The following is a 15095-nucleotide window of genomic DNA, read 5'->3' as shown; positions in this document are numbered from 1 at the left end:
CGGCCCGCTCGATCCGATCATCGACCGGGACCGGCCGCGCACCGCCTCCACGGGCGCTCGGTCAGCCCTCGGGGCGGTGCAGCAGGGCCACCGCCACGGCGTGCACCGCGTCCAGCCCGGCCGGGTCGCCGAGCGGGACCGAGCCGCCGGTCACCGCGTACCACTCGTCCGCGTCCTTGTACTGCACCCGCAGCGTGATCTTGCCGTCGGCGTACTCGGTGCGCAGGGTCAGCTCACCGGTGACCACCCCGACCTCGTCGGTCATCACCCCACCCGGGCCGGGCACGATGTCGGCGGTGCGGCTCTGCGCGCCACCGGCGCCGTCGGAGTCCGCGACCATGCCGGCCCCCGGCACCGCGGCCGAGGGTTCGGCGCTGCCATCGGCGGTCATGCCGGCCGCGGCCGGGCCTGTGTCACCTTTCGGCTCGGCGCCTGTCGCAGCTCCCTCACTCATCAACAGCCCTCCAGCATGTCGGTCAGGGCGGCCTTCTCGGCACTGGTCACCGTCAGCCGCCAGTGGTGCTTGACCGTCACCCAGTCTCTGGCGTACTGGCACCAGTACGACCGGTTCGCCGGCTTCCACTGGGACGGGTCCTGGTCACCCTTTGCCCGATTGGAGGACGCGGAAACCGCGAGGAGCTGGGGCCGGGTCGTGTCGTTGGCGAAGTCGCCGCGCTTCGCGTCGTCCCACTCGTCGGCGCCCGAGCGCCACGCGTTGGCCAGCGGCACCGTGTGGTCGATGTCCACGTCGGAGGGGTCGGTGGCGTTGCGGCCGTCGTACGCGCTCTCCCACCGACCGCCGACGACGTTGCAGCCGGACAGCTTCACGTCCTTGCCGTCGCGTTGCAGGATGCTGTCCCGCACGTCGCAGTTCTTCCCGGTGTTCCGCCAGTGCGGGAAGTGGTCCCGGCTGTAGCCCTTCATCGAGCCGGCAGTGGCGACGGTCAGCTGGCCCAACTGCTGAGCGGCGTTGCCGCCGTCGCCCGGGGGTGGCGGCTTGCCCGCCTCGTCCGGAGGGACGCAACCGGCTACGCCGAGCGCCAGCGCCGCGACGAGCGCGGTCACCGCCGCGCGCGGTCCTGATCTGGTACGCACAGACGACACCTCTCCAGCTTGCGGGCTTCTGGCGATTGCGCACAGTACCCGGGGACGGTTTCGGCGTTTCGTGGCGTCTCCCACATCGTGCAAGGCAGATTGGTGAGATGACCACAGCCGTACCGTCGCCCGCTCTTAGAATGGGCACCGCCGCCGGCCGGGGGACGCTGCTCGCCGCGGTGCTCGCCTCCGGCATGGTCTTCCTCGACAGCACCGTCGTCAACGTGGCGCTGCCGAAACTCGGCCAGGACCTCGGGGCCGACGTGGCCGATCTCCAGTGGACCGTGAACGGTTACCTGCTGATGTTGGCGGCGTTCGTTCTGCTCGGCGGGGCGCTCGGGGACCGCTTCGGCCGACGACGGCTCTTCCTGATCGGGGTGGTGTGGTTCACCCTGGCGTCGGTGCTGTGCGGGCTGTCCCAGGGCACCGGCTGGTTGATCGGAGCCCGGTTCCTCCAGGGCGCGGGTGGGGCGCTGCTCACGCCCGGCTCCCTGTCGGTGCTCCAGGCCAGCTTCCACCCGGACGACCGGGGGAAGGCGATCGGCGCCTGGGCCGGGCTGTCCGGCGTGTCCACCGCGCTGGGCCCGTTCCTCGGCGGCTGGCTGATCGACGCGCTGTCCTGGCGGTGGATCTTCTTCCTGAACGTGCCGATAGCCGTGCTGGTGGTGCTGGCCACCGCCCGCTGGGTGCCGGAGAGCCGGGACGAGAACGCCTCCCGGACGCAGGGGCCGGGCCGGACGCGACGCCGCTTCGACGTGGCCGGGGCGCTGCTCGGCGCGCTCGCGCTCGCCGGTGTCACGTACGCCCTGATCGACGCGCCCACGCGGGGCTTCGCCTCGGCGTCGGTGCTGGTCGCCGCGCTGGTCGGGGTGCTGGCCGCGGTGGCCTTCGTGCTGCTGGAACGGCGGCGTGGCGACACGGCGATGCTGCCCACCGAGCTGTTCGGCAGTCGGCTCTTCTCCGTCCTGAACATCTTCACCGTCGTGGTCTACGCGGCGCTCAACGGGTTCACCTTCTTCTTCGCCGTCTACCTGCAGAACGTGGTCGAGTGGTCGGCCTTCCGCACCGGGATCGCGCTGCTGCCGATGACGCTGCTGCTGCTCGTCGGGTCGGCCCGGGCAGGTGCCCTGTCGGCACGGATCGGCCCCCGGCTGCCGCTGGCCGTCGGGCCGGTGGTGGCTGCCGTCGGTCTGCTGCTGCTGCGCGGCGTCGATCCGGGCGCGTCGTACTGGACCGACGTGCTGCCCGGGGTGCTGCTCTTCGGCCTCGGGCTGACGCTTGTGGTGGCGCCGCTGACCGCGTCGGTGCTCGCCGCGGTCGAGGACCGGTTCTCCGGGGTGGCCAGCGGCTTCAACAACGCCGCGTCCCGGGCCGGCGGTCTGCTCGCGGTGGCCGCGCTGCCGCTGCTTGTCGGCCTCTCCGGCGGCGGGTACGAGCAGAAGACCGAGCTGACCGACGCGTTCCGGGGCGCGCTGGCCTGGTGCGCGGGGCTGTTGCTGGCCGGCGCGGTGCTGGCCCTCGTGCTGGTGCACCGGCCGCCTCGGGCGACGTCGCGGTCGTAGCCCGGCGGTGTCGCCGAGGCCTCCCGGCCGGGCTGCGGGCGAGCGCACAGGCGACCCGCCCCGCTAGATTCAACCCTGACCGAACGCAGCGCATGCGAGGGGTCACGCGACGGCAGCCCGAAATCGGGATCGCCAATGCAGGCGGGGGAGCAATGCTCGGAGGAATTGGGCCGCGCCTGTCCGGGCGGCAGTTGAGCAGGCGCGGGGGAGTCACCCTGCTGATCCTGGCCACCGCGGTGCCCATGTTCCTGGTATCGCTGAACAACCTGGTGGTCACGAACGCCCTGCCGGTCCTGGCTCGCGAGTTGGAGAGCGGGCCGGACCGGCTGCAATGGATCATTCACGCCTACTCGTTGTCCTTCGCCGGACTGCTGCTCACCGGTGCCGCGCTCGGCGACCGCTTCGGACGCCGGCGGCTCTTCACCGTCGGAATCGCAATCTTCACCGTCGGATCGGCGGTGTGCGCGGTGTCCGCAACACTCGGCATGCTGGTCGCCGGACGGGTCGTGCAGGGCACCGGCGCGGCGGTGGTGTTCCCCCTCTCGCTCACCCTGCTGGCAAACGGGGTGGCCGACAACAGGAGGGCGATGGCCATCGGCCTGTGGAGCGCGGTCAACGGTCTCGGCGTGGCACTGGGACCGCTGATCGGTGGCGCGGTCACGGAATCTTTCGGCTGGCCGGGCATCTTCTGGATCCTGGTGCCGGTCGGTCTCGTCCTCATCCCGATCGCCCGCCTGCTCCTGCCGGAGAGCGCCGGCCCGGACCGCGACATCGACCTGCTCGGTGTACTACTCGCCTCGGCGGCGGTGATGGCACTGGTGTGGGGCATCGTGCAGGCCGGTCAGGAGGGCTGGGGCAGCACCACTGCGGTGAGCGGGTTCGCGGCGGCCACGGTGCTGGTGTCGCTCTTTGTCGGCTGGGAGCGGCGGGCGGCCGAACCGTTGCTGCCGCTCTACTTCTACCGCACCCGGGCTTTCGTGCTGAGCAATCTGGTCGCTCTGCTGATGTTCTTCGGCGTCTTCGGCGCCCTGTACTGGCTGATGCAATATCTCCAGGTCGTCCTGGGCTACTCACCGCTCGACGCCGGGATCCGGACCCTGCCCTGGACCGCCATGCCGATGCGGTGCTGGCCGGCCTGGTCACCGGCCGGGTGGGCGCCGGCCGGCTGATGGCGGCGGGGCTCGTGCTCGAGGCGGTGGCGCTGGGCTGGAGTGCCTCCATCATGGACGCCTCCGTGCCGTACGGCCGAATCGTTCCGGCTCTGCTGCTCGGCGGGATCGGCATGGGACTGATCTTCGCGCCGATGACGGAGGCGGTGCTGGCCTCGGTGCAGCGCGACGACCGGGGCAGGGCGTCCGGCGCCAACGCGACAGTCCGTGAGCTGGGTTTCGCGCTGGGGGTGGCTGTCCTGACCAGCGTGGTGACCCGGACCGCCGGCCCGCTGACGGGTGGCACGGGGTTCGTCGACGCGGTGCGCCCCGCCATCTGGCTCGGCGCGGCCGTGGTGGCCGTCGGAGCGTTCGCCGCCCTGGCGTTGCCCCGCCACGCCCCGTCGGCCACTGCCCACCACGGTCGGAGCGGGAGCCAAGCCCTGACCGACGCCGGCCCGCCCGACGCGCCCGCCGACGCTGGGTCGGGCACCCGCACCGGCAGCCAGCCGACCCGGTAGGAGGCGGCCCGCAGTGCGGACCGCCTCCGTCCGGTCAGCGCCGGGCGCGGTTGACGGCGCTGGTGACCGCCTTGATCGAGGCCGTGACGATGTTGGCGTCGGTGCCGACACCCCAGACCGTCCGACCGTCCACCTCGCACTCCACATAGGCGGCGGCCTGCGCGTCCCCACCGGAGGACAGCGCGTGCTCGTGGTAGTCGAGCACCCGGACGGCCACACCTACCGACTGGAGCGCGTTGACGTACGCGTCGATCGGGCCGTTGCCGACCGCGGACAGAGCGCGCTGCTCGCCGCCCACGCCTACCTGCGCCTCGATCTCGACCTTGCCGTCGGTGGTGCCGATCGTGTAGCCGCCGAACCGGACCGCCGGGTTCGGCTGGTGGTCGAGCAGGTAGTGCGTCGCGAAGATCTCCCACATGGCGCGCGGGTCGACCTCGCCGCCGTCGTGGTCGGTGACCTGCTGCACGACACCGGAGAACTCGATCTGGAGCCGGCGGGGCAGGTCCAGCTGGTGCTCGCTCTTCATGATGTACGCGACGCCGCCCTTGCCGGACTGCGAGTTGACCCGGATGACGGCCTCGTAGGTGCGGCCCAGGTCCTTCGGGTCGATCGGCAGGTACGGAACTGCCCAGGTGCGCTCGTCCATCGGCACACCGGCGGCCTGCGCGTCGGCGGCGAGGGCGTCGAAGCCCTTCTTGATGGCGTCCTGATGGGAGCCGGAGAAGGCGGTGTAGACCAGGTCGCCCGCGTACGGGTGGCGCTCGTGCACCGGCAGTTGGTTGCAGTATTCGACCGCGCGCCGGATCTCGTCGATGTTCGAGAAGTCGATCATCGGGTCGATGCCCTGGGAGAAGATGTTGAGGCCCAGCGTCACCAGGTCGACGTTGCCGGTGCGCTCGCCGTTGCCGAACAGGCAGCCCTCGATCCGGTCCGCGCCGGCCAGCAGGCCCAGCTCGGCGGCGGCCACCCCGGTGCCCCGGTCGTTGTGCGGGTGCAGGCTCAGCACCACGCTGTCCCGGCGCGGCAGGTGCCTGTGCATCCACTCGATCGAGTCGGCGTACACGTTGGGGGTGGCCATCTCGACGGTGGCCGGCAGGTTGATGATCAGCGGCCGGTCGGGCGTCGGGTCGATCACGTCGATCACCCGGGAGCAGACCTCCAGCGCGTACTCCAGCTCGGTGCCCGTGTACGACTCCGGCGAGTACTCGTAGAAGATCTCCGTGTCCGGGGTGTGGATCTCGGCGTACTTCTGGCAGAGCCGCGCGCCGGTGGTGGCGATGTCGGCGATGCCGTCGCGGTCCAGGCCGAAGACCACCCGCCGCTGCAGCGTGGAGGTCGAGTTGTAGAAGTGCACGATGGCCCGCTTCGCGCCGCGCAGCGACTCGAACGTCCGGTCGATCAGGTGCTCCCGGCACTGGGTGAGCACCTGGATGGTCACGTCGTCCGGGATCATGTCCTGCTCGATGAGCTGCCGGACGAAGTCGAAGTCGGTCTGGCTGGCCGACGGGAAGCCGACCTCGATCTCCTTGTAACCCATCTGCACGAGCAGCTGGAACATCCGGCGCTTGCGTTCGGGCGACATCGGGTCGATCAGGGCCTGGTTGCCGTCGCGCAGGTCGACGGCGCACCAGCGCGGCGCGGCGTCGACCGTGCGGGTGGGCCAGGTACGGTCCGGCAGGTCGACCCGGAACTGCTCCCGGTACGGCTGGTAGCGGTGGTACGGCATCTGGCTGGGGCGCTGCCGGGCGATCGGATCGGTCTCGGCGTCGGTGACAGGTTGAGCCATGTCGGAGTGCTCCCTGGAACATGTGGCGTCAGCAGATCGGAAGGTGTCGGCGCGCTGCCGGGCGACGATGCGCGGCGGCGCCGAGATAAGAGCTCAGATGTGCTGGACGGCGCGATGCGACTCCGCGACGAGGTGCCGGCCGGTCAGGCCTCGTCGCGGCGGCTAAGGAGGAGAAGCGCCCGCCACATGACCAGGTCACCCTACGTGATGTAGGGGAGGGTGGAAAGGCTGGTCCGGACTATGGGACCGGTGTCATGTCCGACTCCGGGGCCTCGGCGCCCAGCCTCGGCGTCCGTTGCGCCCAGGCCACCGCGGGCACGATCGCCACCGCGATCAGCACGAAGATCGCTGCCGTCGGTAACCAACCCCACCCGCCGGTGGACACCCCGAGCGCGGTCAGTCCGGCCGGGGCGATCAGGTACTGGAGCTGCACGCCGAGCCCGAGCGCCCCCACGTACGCGCCGCGCTCACCGGCCGGCGGCAGGGTGGCGGTGAGCCCCCAGGTGCCCGCCGACTCGATCAACTCGGCCAGGATCAGCAGTAACGCGGCGGCCACCAGCACCACGACTGTGAGCGCTCCCCGGGTCATCCCGGAGATCGGCAGGACCAGGCAGGCCAGGGCGACCAGCAGCCCACCCCGGCGGGAGGCCCGCGCCGCGCCCGCCGCGGTGTCGGCGCCCCGGCTGACCCGCACCTGGAGCAGCACGATCAGGATCGTGTTGAGCAGCACCAGAGCGGCGATCACCGTCTTGGGGGCGTCGGTGTGGGTGAGGATCCACAGCGGCATGACCGTCAGGTAGAGCACCCCGTGCGCGGTGAGCAGCCCGGACAGCAGGGACACCACCATGAACGGGCGGTCCCGGAGCACGGCGAGCCGATTCATCGGCTCCGCCCGTCGGGTCACCTGCGGCAGTCGGGGCAGTCGCCGCACGAAGATCGATGTCACGAGGAAGACGGTCGCGATGAACCAGACCATTCCCCGGTACGCCGTGATCGTGTCCACCGCCAGCACCACGCCGCTGATCACCGCGCCGAGCCCGAAGCCGACGTTCAGCGACGAGCGCTGGTACGCCATCGCGGTGACCCGTTCGGCCGGTGGGAGCGCGTTGATCGAGTAGACCTGCCGGGCCACTCCGACGGCGGCGTCGACGCCGGCCAGCGCCACGACCACGGCGAGGAAGCCGGCGAAGCCGCCCACGAAGGGGTACGTCGCGAACAGTGCCGCGTTCAGCACCGACCCCACCACCCAGACGCGCTGCGGTCCGTACCTGTCGGTGAGCCCGCCCAGCGGCACCGTGCCCAGCAGCGACACCCCCGCCGCGATCGACAGCCCCAGCCCGACCTGGGCGGCGCTGAGCCCCAGCGCCCGGGTGAAGAAGACGGCGCTGCCGGCGTGGAACAGGCCGCTGCCGACGGCGGCGACCATGGCCTGCACCGCCAGGGCGCGGGTCAGCCCGGCCGGCGGTACGACGTCTCGAACTGCGGTACGAATGGTGTCTCTGGTCCCCATGGCGGGGAGTGAACCGTGCCCCCACGGGGTCGGTCGAGCCTTTTAGGCTGGACCGAATCCTGCGTGCGGGGGTGCGTGTGTCCGAATTGCGGTTCAGCCTGGCCGACGTGGCGGGAGTGCGGCTCGCCGTGTCACCTGTCAACGAGACGGTCATGAGCATGTGGGCGCTGGCCAAACCGCTCCGCTACGCGGTGCACCTGCCCTGGATCGACCGGGCCCGGGTGACGTTGCGTCGCCCCGAGGTGGCCGACCGGGTCCGACCTCTGGTGGGGTTGGTCGTGCCGGGTCGCTGGCTGCCCGACTTCCTCACTCCGGCTGCCCGACCGAACGTGGAGCTGGCCGAGCAGCTCGACCAGATCGCCGCGACGCCGCCGGCCGTGGTGGTCCAGGACCTGCTGTCGACCACCTGGCAACGCCCGCTGAGCCCGTTCGGGCAGGCGCTGCTCGCCGACCCGGTTGGGTTGCTGCCGCAGGTCGTCGACGCGGTGCGGGTCTGGCACGACGAGGCGATCGCCCCGGACTGGCCGCGGATGCGGGCGCTGCTCGACGCCGACGTGGCGTACCGGGCCGCCCAGCTCGCCGAGAGCGGCGCCGGTCGGTTCTTCGAGCAGCTCCACCCGAGCCTGCGGTGGCACGGCGACCGGGTGATCAGCGACGACACGTTCGAGCGGGACTTCGACCTCCGCGGCCGTGGGCTGGCGCTGAACCCGACGGTGTTCACCGAGCGGCATGTGCTGTGGAACCTGCTGGAGGATTCGCTGCCGGCCGGCGCGTATCCGGTCCGTGCCCTCGGGACGCTCTGGGAGGCGACCGCGCCACCGCCCGGCGACCCACTGGCACGGGTGGTCGGCGCGGGGCGGGCCGCGCTGCTGCACCTGCTCGACACGGCGACCACCACCACCGACCTGGCCCGACTCACTGGCATGTCCGCCGGAGGCGTCTCCCAGCACCTGACCGCCCTGCACGCCGCCGGTCTGGTGGGCCGTTCCCGACAGGGTCGGCATGTGCTCTACCGCAACACCGACGCCGCCATGGTCCTGCTCCGGGCCAGCCGGGGAGGGTGACCCGATCAGGCGAGCAGCAGGTCGGCGACCGGCCGGCGGTGCCGCAGGCCGGTTTCCCGGGCGCGCAGCTCGGCCGGGAGGGCGAAGGGGTCTCCGAGCCGACCGACGGCGGCCACCACCAGCGGTCGGACGCCGCCGGGCAGGTCGAGTTCGGTGGCGAGGCCGGCCCGGTCGAAGCGGACGAGCTGGCGGACGTGCAGGCCGAGCGCTGTGGCCTGCAGGGTCAGGTGGGCCATCGCCTGACCGAGGTCGTACGCGGCCCGCTCGGCGTCGCCACCTGTGTGCGCGCCGACCACGAGAGTGGCGGCGTGCCGGGCCCAGCCCTGGTCGTCGGCGGGAAGGCTGATCAGTATCCGTTTCCAGTTCTGGTCGTCGCGGTGGCCGAACGCGAACCGCCAGGGCTGCCCGTTGTCCGCCGACGGCGCCCACCGCGCGGCCTCCAGCAGCGAGGCCGCCTCGTCCGAGGTCAGGGTGGCGCTCGGGTCGAAGGCCCGGGGGCTCCAGCGGAAGGCGAGCAGCGGAGTCAGATCAGCCATGCGGAAATCGTCCCGTATGGGCGATTAGCGACCTGATGCGGCCGTGGAAGATGTGGGCAAACGCACCCGTAACGGGATGAAGATCAGGGCGTTCCCGCGCTCGGACTGAGGGACGGGTCGGGCGTCGGAGGGGCCGCGGTGTCGAGGGGTTCCGCGTCCGCCACCACCGGTCCGGCCAGCTGCACGGTGGCAGGCGCCGGGCCGGGCGGGGCCGCCAGCCGCAACGTGCCGGCCTCGGTCCGGACGCCGGTCGGAGTGCCGTCGGTGTCGTAGCAGTAGATGCCGACGTCCACCGGCGCGTTCAGCGAGGCGGAGGTGGAGTCGACCGAGTAGCACGTCCCGCTCAGGCCCTTGGGCGTGGCGGCCAGGGCCACCGCGAGCGGCGCGCGCCTGTCGGTCAACACGTCCAGCCAGTCGGTGAGCGGATGCTGGATCCGGGGATCCAGCCGGCGCGGGAGCGCGTCGTCGCGCTCGCCGAGGCGTACGCAGCGCGCCGGCTCCGGGTGGCCGGTCGAGGGCAGGGCGCACTGGAACAGCCCGTCGCCGGTGGCGGCCAGCGAGACGTCGGCGGTGCCACCCAGCGCCCCGCCCGGCACGTCGACCCGCCAGCTGCCGTCGTTCGCGCTGGTGAACACGATGTCGCGGTCCGGTTGGCCGGGCCGGCTGAACACGTATCGCGCCACCAGGTGGCGATCCTGCGCGGCGGCGGCCAGGGCGGCCAGCTCGTCCCGGGTGGCGTCCACCTCGACCGGCCCCGGATCGGCCGGCGGCGGAGGCGGAGGCCGCTCGGTGGTGCAGGAGACGAGGACTGCCGGCAGGGCGAGCACGAGCGGCCCGAGCACGCGGCCGGCCGAGCGGGAGAGGACGGGCACCGGCCCATTCTGGTGGGTACGGGCCAGCCGCGGGCAGCGGCACACAGCCGTCCGCCCCGGCGTGTCGTGCGCGGACTTTCGGCGTACCGCCGACCTCGCGGACCTGGCCACGCGCGTTGCCGGGACGGCCGCGCGGGCCGGATGGTGGGATCACCCGACCCGCCGCCGTGACCCGCCGGATACCCTCATGGGGTCTGACACGCGCCGCCGGCCCCGGTTCCGGCGGCGTCGGCACGCTCAGGGTCGCTGGGAGGGAGTGCACAGTCGTGGCACTCGTGGTGCAGAAGTACGGCGGGTCCTCCGTCGCCAACGCCGAGCGGATCAAGCGGGTGGCCGAGCGCATCGTCGCCGCCCGCAAGGCCGGCGACGACGTGGTGGTGGTGGTCTCCGCGATGGGGGACACCACCGACGAGCTGCTCGACCTGGCCAACCAGGTCAGTCCGCTGCCGCCGGGCCGCGAGCTGGACATGCTGCTCACCGCCGGGGAGCGGATCTCCATGGCCCTGCTGGCCATGGCCATCCACAACCTGGGGTACGAGGCCCGCTCGTTCACCGGCTCGCAGGCCGGTGTGATCACCACCTCCGTGCACGGCCGGGCGCGGATCATCGACGTCACGCCGGGGCGGCTCAAGGGCGCGCTCGACGAGGGCTCGGTGGTCATCGTGGCCGGCTTCCAGGGCGTCTCGCAGGACACCAAGGACGTCACCACGCTGGGTCGCGGCGGTTCGGACACCACTGCCGTGGCGCTCGCCGCCGCGCTGCACGCCGACGTCTGCGAGATCTACACCGACGTGGACGGCGTCTTCACCGCCGATCCGCGGATCGTCCCCAACGCTCGGCACATCCGGGACATCACCTACGAGGAGATGCTGGAGCTTGCCGCGTGCGGCGCGAAGGTGCTGCACCTGCGTAGCGTGGAATACGCCCGACGGGCGGGGTTGCCGATCCACGTCCGTTCGTCATACTCGACCAACACCGGCACGATGGTCACCGGATCGATGGAGGACCTTTCCGTGGAGCAGGCACTGATCACCGGGGTCGCGCACGACCGCAGCGAGGCCAAGATCACCATCGTCGGGGTGCCCGACGAGCCGGGTGCCGCCGCGGCGATCTTCGACACCGTCGCCGGCGCCGAGATCAACATCGACATGATCGTGCAGAACGTCTCCACCGAGGGCACCGGCCGCACGGACATCTCGTTCACCCTGCCCAAGGCCGACGGCCCGACCGCGATGGCCGCGCTCAGCAAGATCCAGGAACCGGTCAAGTTCAAGGGCCTGCTGTACGACGACCACGTCGGCAAGGTCTCCCTCATCGGCGCGGGCATGCGCTCGCACCCCGGTGTGGCAGCCGGCTTCTTCGCGGCGCTCGGCGCTGCCGGGGTCAACATCGAGATGATCTCCACCTCCGAGATCCGCGTCTCCGTGGTCTGCCGGGACACCGACCTCGACGCCGCGGTCCGCGCCATCCACGACGCGTTCGAGCTGGGCGGCGACACCGAAGCCGTGGTCTACGCCGGGACGGGTAGGTAGCGCCGATGACGGCGCTGCCCACCCTCGCCGTGGTCGGAGCGACAGGTGCCGTCGGCACCGTGATGTGTGAGCTGCTCAGCGGGCGTCGCAACGTCTGGGGTGAGATCCGGCTCCTCGCCTCCGAGCGGTCGGTGGGACGGCGGGTGCGCTGCCGGGGCGAGGACATGGTCGTCCAGGCGCTGACCCCGGAGGCGTTCGACGGGGTCCACGTGGCGATGTTCGACGTGCCCGACGAGGTCTCCGCCGAGTGGGCGCCCATCGCCGTCACCCGTGGCGCGATCGCGGTGGACAACTCAGGCGCGTTCCGGATGGACCGGGACGTCCCGCTGGTCGTCCCGGAGATCAATCCCGAGCAGGTCCGCAACCGGCCCCGGGGCATCATCGCGAACGCCAACTGCACCACCCTCGCGATGATCGTCGCGGTCGCGCCCCTGCACCGCGAGTACGGCCTGCGGGAGCTGGTGCTCGCCTCCTACCAGGCGGCCTCCGGCGCCGGTCAGGCCGGCGTGGACATGCTGCACGACCAGCTCACCAAGGTCGCCGGGGATCGCGTGCTCGGCTCGCGTACCGGCGACGTCCGGCAGGCGGTCGGCGACGACCTCGGCCCGTTCCCGGCACCGCTGGCGCTCAACGTGGTGCCCTGGGCGGGCTCGCCGGCCGACGGCGGCTGGTCATCGGAGGAGATGAAGATCCGCAACGAGTCGCGGAAGATCCTCGGCCTGCCCGACCTCAAGGTCAGCGCCACCTGCGTACGTGTGCCCGTGGTGACCGGCCACTCGGTGGCCGTGCACGCGGTCTTCGCCACCGAGGTCGACGCCGAGGGCGCCCGCGAGGCGCTGCGCAACGCCCCCGGCGTGATCCTGGTCGACGACCCCGCCGCCGGTGAGTTCCCGATGCCGATCGACGCGGTCGGCACCGACCCGTCGTGGGTCGGCCGGATCCGTCGCGCCCTGGACGACCCGCGCGCCCTCGACTTCTTCGTCACCGGCGACAACCTCCGCAAGGGCGCAGCCCTCAACACGGCCCAGATCGCCGAACTCCTCGCCAAGGAACTCCGCACCGCCTGACCGCTCCCGAGTCACGCCGGTGGGGGTCAGGCGGCGGCTAGGTGGACTCCGTCTCGGCCCTGGCGTTTCACCTTGTAAAGGGCCTGGTCGGCTCTTCGTAGAGTGCGGTCGGGGGACTCGCCGGGGCGGGGTAGCGCGACGCCCACACTTATCGTGCGGCCCGTCCGTCGGGCCGCCTCGGCCAGTCGCTCGGCGATCCGGACCGCCTCCTCCGGACGGCTCACCTCGATCACCGCGACGAACTCGTCGCCACCGATCCGGTACAGCTCGTCGCCGTGGCGCAACGCACCCTCCAACGCCCGGGCCAGCCCGACCAGCACCTGGTCACCGGCCTGATGGCCGTACGTGTCGTTCACCGTCTTGAAGCCGTCCACGTCGATCGCCAGCAGAGCCGTACGCCCCGGCGTGGCCGCCGCGATCCGCTGCCCGAACGGACCGGTGTGCCGCAGGCCCGTCAGCGGGTCCGAGCTCGCCTGCTCCCGCAGCCGGGCGAGCGTCCGCAGCCGGTCCAGGCTGGTCCACGCCTGCCCGGCGAGCAGCTCCATGAGGCTGACAGTGGTCGGGTCCGGCAGCAGCGCCCGATCGTCGGCGACGAGCAGCGCCCCACCGGCGTCCGGCGGCCCGATCGGAACGGCGATCAGGGTGCGTACCCCGGCCCGGGTCAGCGGCCGGTAGTCCTCGGTCGGCGGGTGCCCCGCCTCGCCCAGCGTGTAGCCGGCGCCGTACCGGTGTGCCCGGTCGACGATCCGGCCGAGCGCCTCCGGCCCCGCCTCGGCCAACTCCGCCCGGATGCGCGCCTCCAACTCGCAGTCGGCCGGCGACGGCGGCCCGACCTGGGCGCTCTGCGGGCCGCCGATCAGCAGAACGGCTGTGGAGAGGGTGGACACCTCCCGGGCGGCACAGGTCGCCGCACCGATCACGGCCTCCTCGGTCGACGCGGCGGAGAGCGCGGCGGCGTGCCGAAGCAGCTTCTCGCTGCGGCTCTCCGACGGAGGGCCACCCAGCGCGGTGATCCGCGCGCCGAGCCGGGCCGCCAGCCGTTGCGCGGTCGCCCGCCACGGCTCCAGGTCGACCGGCCCACTCCACTGCAGGTCCAGTACGCCGATCACCCGGCCAGCCGGGTCGCGCACGGGCACGCACAGCTCGGCCGTCACGTCCGGGCGTACCGGGAGGTAGTCGGGGTCGACGGTGACGTCCGGGATCACCGCCGCCACGCCTGTCGCGTACACCCGGCCGACGATTCCGGTGCGCGCCGGGACTGTCGCGAAGACCTGCCACGCGCCGGTCGCCGCCACACAGCGCAGCCGGTCGTGGGCCTCGAGCAGCACCGAGATGGTGGCCGGGGTGTGGCGGGACAGCGCGGTGACCGTCCACCGGCAGGCCTCCGGCGCGCTCGACGCCATCGACAGGCGGACGGTGACGTCACGGCTGACTCGCTGATGATCCACTCGCACGTCGTTCCAGGTAGGGGAGGGGTCGGCGCGATCAAGCGTACCCACGCCGACGAGGGCCGCCCGAGCTTCGTACACATGTGCTATCCACAGGCTGTGGACGCAGGCTGTGGAAAGAGGCGGCGGACGATAGCGTGGAGTTCCCGCGCCCAGGAGGCGAGCCCTGATGCTCATCGCCCAGCTCAGTGACCCGCACGTGACCACCGGTCTGCTCGCCGCCGAGCCCGCCGCCGGCCTGCACCGGGCGCTCGGCCGGGTGCTGGCCCTCCGCCCGCGCCCCGACTGCGTGGTCATCACCGGCGACCTGGTCGACCACGGCCGGCCCGACGAGTACGCGGCGCTGCGCGACCTGATCGGCCGGTTCCCGCTTCCGGTGTACCTGGCCGCCGGCAACCACGACGACCGGGAGTCCCTGCTCGACGCGTTCGGCGGCACGCCCTGGCTCGGCGGCGGATTCTCCGCCTACTACCACGTCGACCACGAGGCGGCGACAGTCGTCGTGCTCGACTCGCTCACCCCCGGCAGCGGCGGCGGCAACCTGGGCGACGAGCAGCTCGGCTGGCTCGACGGCGTCCTCTCCGGTCGACCCGACGTGCCCGCCGCGATCTTCCTGCACCACCCGCCGGTAGCGGTCGGCATCCCGGTGGCGGACACCATCCGGCTCGCCGACGGGCCCGCGCTGGCCGAGGTGATCGGCCGGCACCGGCACGTCGTGCGGGTCGCCGCCGGGCACCTGCACCGCACGGTCGCCACGGGGTACGCGGGCACGGTGCTCACCGTGGCACCCAGCACCTGGAAACAGAGCACCCTCACGATGGCCGCCGACGACCTGATCGGTTGGGTCGCCGAGCCGACCGCCTTCCTGCTGCACGGCATCGAGCCCGGCGGCTGCGTGACCCACGTCGTGCAGGTCAGCCACTCGGCCGGCCAGACCTGTGGCTTCTGACCGCA

The 15095-nt window shown here is 72.2% G+C and carries 14 protein-coding genes; 7 read left to right on the top strand and 7 right to left on the bottom strand.

Annotated elements, in window-relative coordinates; all coding sequences use genetic code 11:
- Positions 1 to 61: 61 nt before the first annotated feature.
- Both AB0K10_RS23510 and AB0K10_RS23505 read right to left on the bottom strand, forming a co-directional pair.
- The gene (locus AB0K10_RS23510; protein WP_363686709.1) at positions 62 to 454 is read right to left on the bottom strand and encodes a hypothetical protein; all 393 of its coding nucleotides are present in this window, start codon (positions 452 to 454) and stop codon (positions 62 to 64) included.
- The gene (locus tag AB0K10_RS23505; RefSeq protein ID WP_363686707.1) at positions 454 to 1095 is read right to left on the bottom strand and encodes an HNH endonuclease family protein; all 642 of its coding nucleotides are present in this window, start codon (positions 1093 to 1095) and stop codon (positions 454 to 456) included. Before AB0K10_RS23505 ends, AB0K10_RS23510 begins: the two co-directional genes overlap by 1 nt.
- A gap of 107 nt (positions 1096 to 1202) precedes the next feature.
- Here AB0K10_RS23505 and AB0K10_RS23500 point away from each other — a divergent pair, with 107 nt between their 5' ends.
- The 3 genes from AB0K10_RS23500 to AB0K10_RS23490 all read left to right on the top strand — a co-directional run bounded on the left by AB0K10_RS23500 (position 1203) and on the right by AB0K10_RS23490 (position 4326).
- The gene (locus AB0K10_RS23500; protein WP_363686705.1) at positions 1203 to 2657 is read left to right on the top strand and encodes an MFS transporter; all 1455 of its coding nucleotides are present in this window, start codon (positions 1203 to 1205) and stop codon (positions 2655 to 2657) included.
- A 152-nt stretch (positions 2658 to 2809) separates the two neighbouring features.
- Positions 2810 to 3826 (top strand): MFS transporter, encoded by a 1017-nt coding sequence (locus AB0K10_RS23495; protein WP_363686703.1) that lies wholly within the window; start codon positions 2810 to 2812, stop codon positions 3824 to 3826.
- Positions 3781 to 4326: an MFS transporter gene (locus AB0K10_RS23490; protein WP_363686701.1), complete on the top strand. Its 546-nt coding sequence runs from the start codon at positions 3781 to 3783 to the stop codon at positions 4324 to 4326. The genes AB0K10_RS23495 and AB0K10_RS23490 overlap by 46 nt, the downstream gene beginning before the upstream one ends.
- 34 nt (positions 4327 to 4360) lie before the next feature.
- On the opposite strand, the gene leuA is transcribed toward AB0K10_RS23490, so the two are convergent.
- The gene (gene leuA / locus AB0K10_RS23485) at positions 4361 to 6112 is read right to left on the bottom strand and encodes a 2-isopropylmalate synthase (protein ID WP_363686699.1); all 1752 of its coding nucleotides are present in this window, start codon (positions 6110 to 6112) and stop codon (positions 4361 to 4363) included.
- A gap of 238 nt (positions 6113 to 6350) precedes the next feature.
- On the bottom strand, positions 6351 to 7622 hold the full coding sequence (locus AB0K10_RS23480) for an MFS transporter (protein WP_363686697.1): 1272 nt from the start codon (positions 7620 to 7622) through the stop codon (positions 6351 to 6353).
- A 71-nt stretch (positions 7623 to 7693) separates the two neighbouring features.
- On the opposite strand from AB0K10_RS23480, the gene AB0K10_RS23475 reads away from it, so the two are divergent.
- Complete coding sequence (locus AB0K10_RS23475; RefSeq protein ID WP_363686695.1) at positions 7694 to 8686, top strand: DUF5937 family protein; 993 nt, start codon at positions 7694 to 7696, stop codon at positions 8684 to 8686.
- A gap of 5 nt (positions 8687 to 8691) precedes the next feature.
- Here AB0K10_RS23475 and AB0K10_RS23470 read toward each other — a convergent pair whose 3' ends face one another.
- Positions 8692 to 9222: a nitroreductase family protein gene (locus AB0K10_RS23470; protein ID WP_363686693.1), complete on the bottom strand. Its 531-nt coding sequence runs from the start codon at positions 9220 to 9222 to the stop codon at positions 8692 to 8694.
- Positions 9223 to 9305: 83 nt separating this feature from the next.
- Positions 9306 to 10094 carry a hypothetical protein gene (locus AB0K10_RS23465; protein WP_363686691.1) on the bottom strand — a complete coding sequence of 263 codons (789 nt, stop codon included), beginning with the start codon at positions 10092 to 10094 and terminating at the stop codon, positions 9306 to 9308.
- A gap of 266 nt (positions 10095 to 10360) precedes the next feature.
- Between AB0K10_RS23465 and AB0K10_RS23460 the strand changes: the two genes are divergently transcribed.
- Positions 10361 to 11626, top strand: a complete 1266-nt coding sequence (locus AB0K10_RS23460) for an aspartate kinase (protein WP_007466238.1) — start codon at positions 10361 to 10363, stop codon at positions 11624 to 11626.
- A 5-nt stretch (positions 11627 to 11631) separates the two neighbouring features.
- Positions 11632 to 12693, top strand: coding sequence for an aspartate-semialdehyde dehydrogenase (locus tag AB0K10_RS23455; protein ID WP_363686689.1), 1062 nt, complete (start codon positions 11632 to 11634; stop codon positions 12691 to 12693).
- A gap of 26 nt (positions 12694 to 12719) precedes the next feature.
- On the opposite strand, the gene AB0K10_RS23450 is transcribed toward AB0K10_RS23455, so the two are convergent.
- Positions 12720 to 14141, bottom strand: a complete 1422-nt coding sequence (locus AB0K10_RS23450; protein ID WP_363686687.1) for a sensor domain-containing diguanylate cyclase — start codon at positions 14139 to 14141, stop codon at positions 12720 to 12722.
- A 169-nt stretch (positions 14142 to 14310) separates the two neighbouring features.
- On the opposite strand from AB0K10_RS23450, the gene AB0K10_RS23445 reads away from it, so the two are divergent.
- Positions 14311 to 15090 (top strand): phosphodiesterase, encoded by a 780-nt coding sequence (locus AB0K10_RS23445; RefSeq protein ID WP_363686685.1) that lies wholly within the window; start codon positions 14311 to 14313, stop codon positions 15088 to 15090.
- The last annotated feature ends 5 nt before the right edge of the window (positions 15091 to 15095 follow it).

Source organism: Micromonospora sp. NPDC049274 (genome assembly GCF_040678875.1).
Lineage (GTDB): Bacteria > Actinomycetota > Actinomycetes > Mycobacteriales > Micromonosporaceae > Micromonospora.
The sequence above is the reverse complement of the archived record's forward strand: the minus strand, read 5'-3'. Positions and strand labels throughout refer to the sequence as shown.

Bases quoted from the DNA above. Each gene is read 5' to 3' on its own strand.
- AB0K10_RS23510 (WP_363686709.1), bottom strand. From the start codon at position 454: ATGAGTGAGGGAGCTGCGACAGGCGCCGAGCCGAAAGGTGACACAGGC.
- AB0K10_RS23500 (WP_363686705.1), top strand. From the start codon at position 1,203: ATGACCACAGCCGTACCGTCGCCCGCTCTTAGAATGGGCACCGCCGCC.
- AB0K10_RS23495 (WP_363686703.1), top strand. From the start codon at position 2,810: ATGCTCGGAGGAATTGGGCCGCGCCTGTCCGGGCGGCAGTTGAGCAGG.
- leuA (WP_363686699.1), bottom strand. From the start codon at position 6,112: ATGGCTCAACCTGTCACCGACGCCGAGACCGATCCGATCGCCCGGCAG.
- AB0K10_RS23480 (WP_363686697.1), bottom strand. From the start codon at position 7,622: ATGGGGACCAGAGACACCATTCGTACCGCAGTTCGAGACGTCGTACCG.
- AB0K10_RS23470 (WP_363686693.1), bottom strand. From the start codon at position 9,222: ATGGCTGATCTGACTCCGCTGCTCGCCTTCCGCTGGAGCCCCCGGGCC.
- AB0K10_RS23455 (WP_363686689.1), top strand. From the start codon at position 11,632: ATGACGGCGCTGCCCACCCTCGCCGTGGTCGGAGCGACAGGTGCCGTC.
- AB0K10_RS23445 (WP_363686685.1), top strand. From the start codon at position 14,311: ATGCTCATCGCCCAGCTCAGTGACCCGCACGTGACCACCGGTCTGCTC.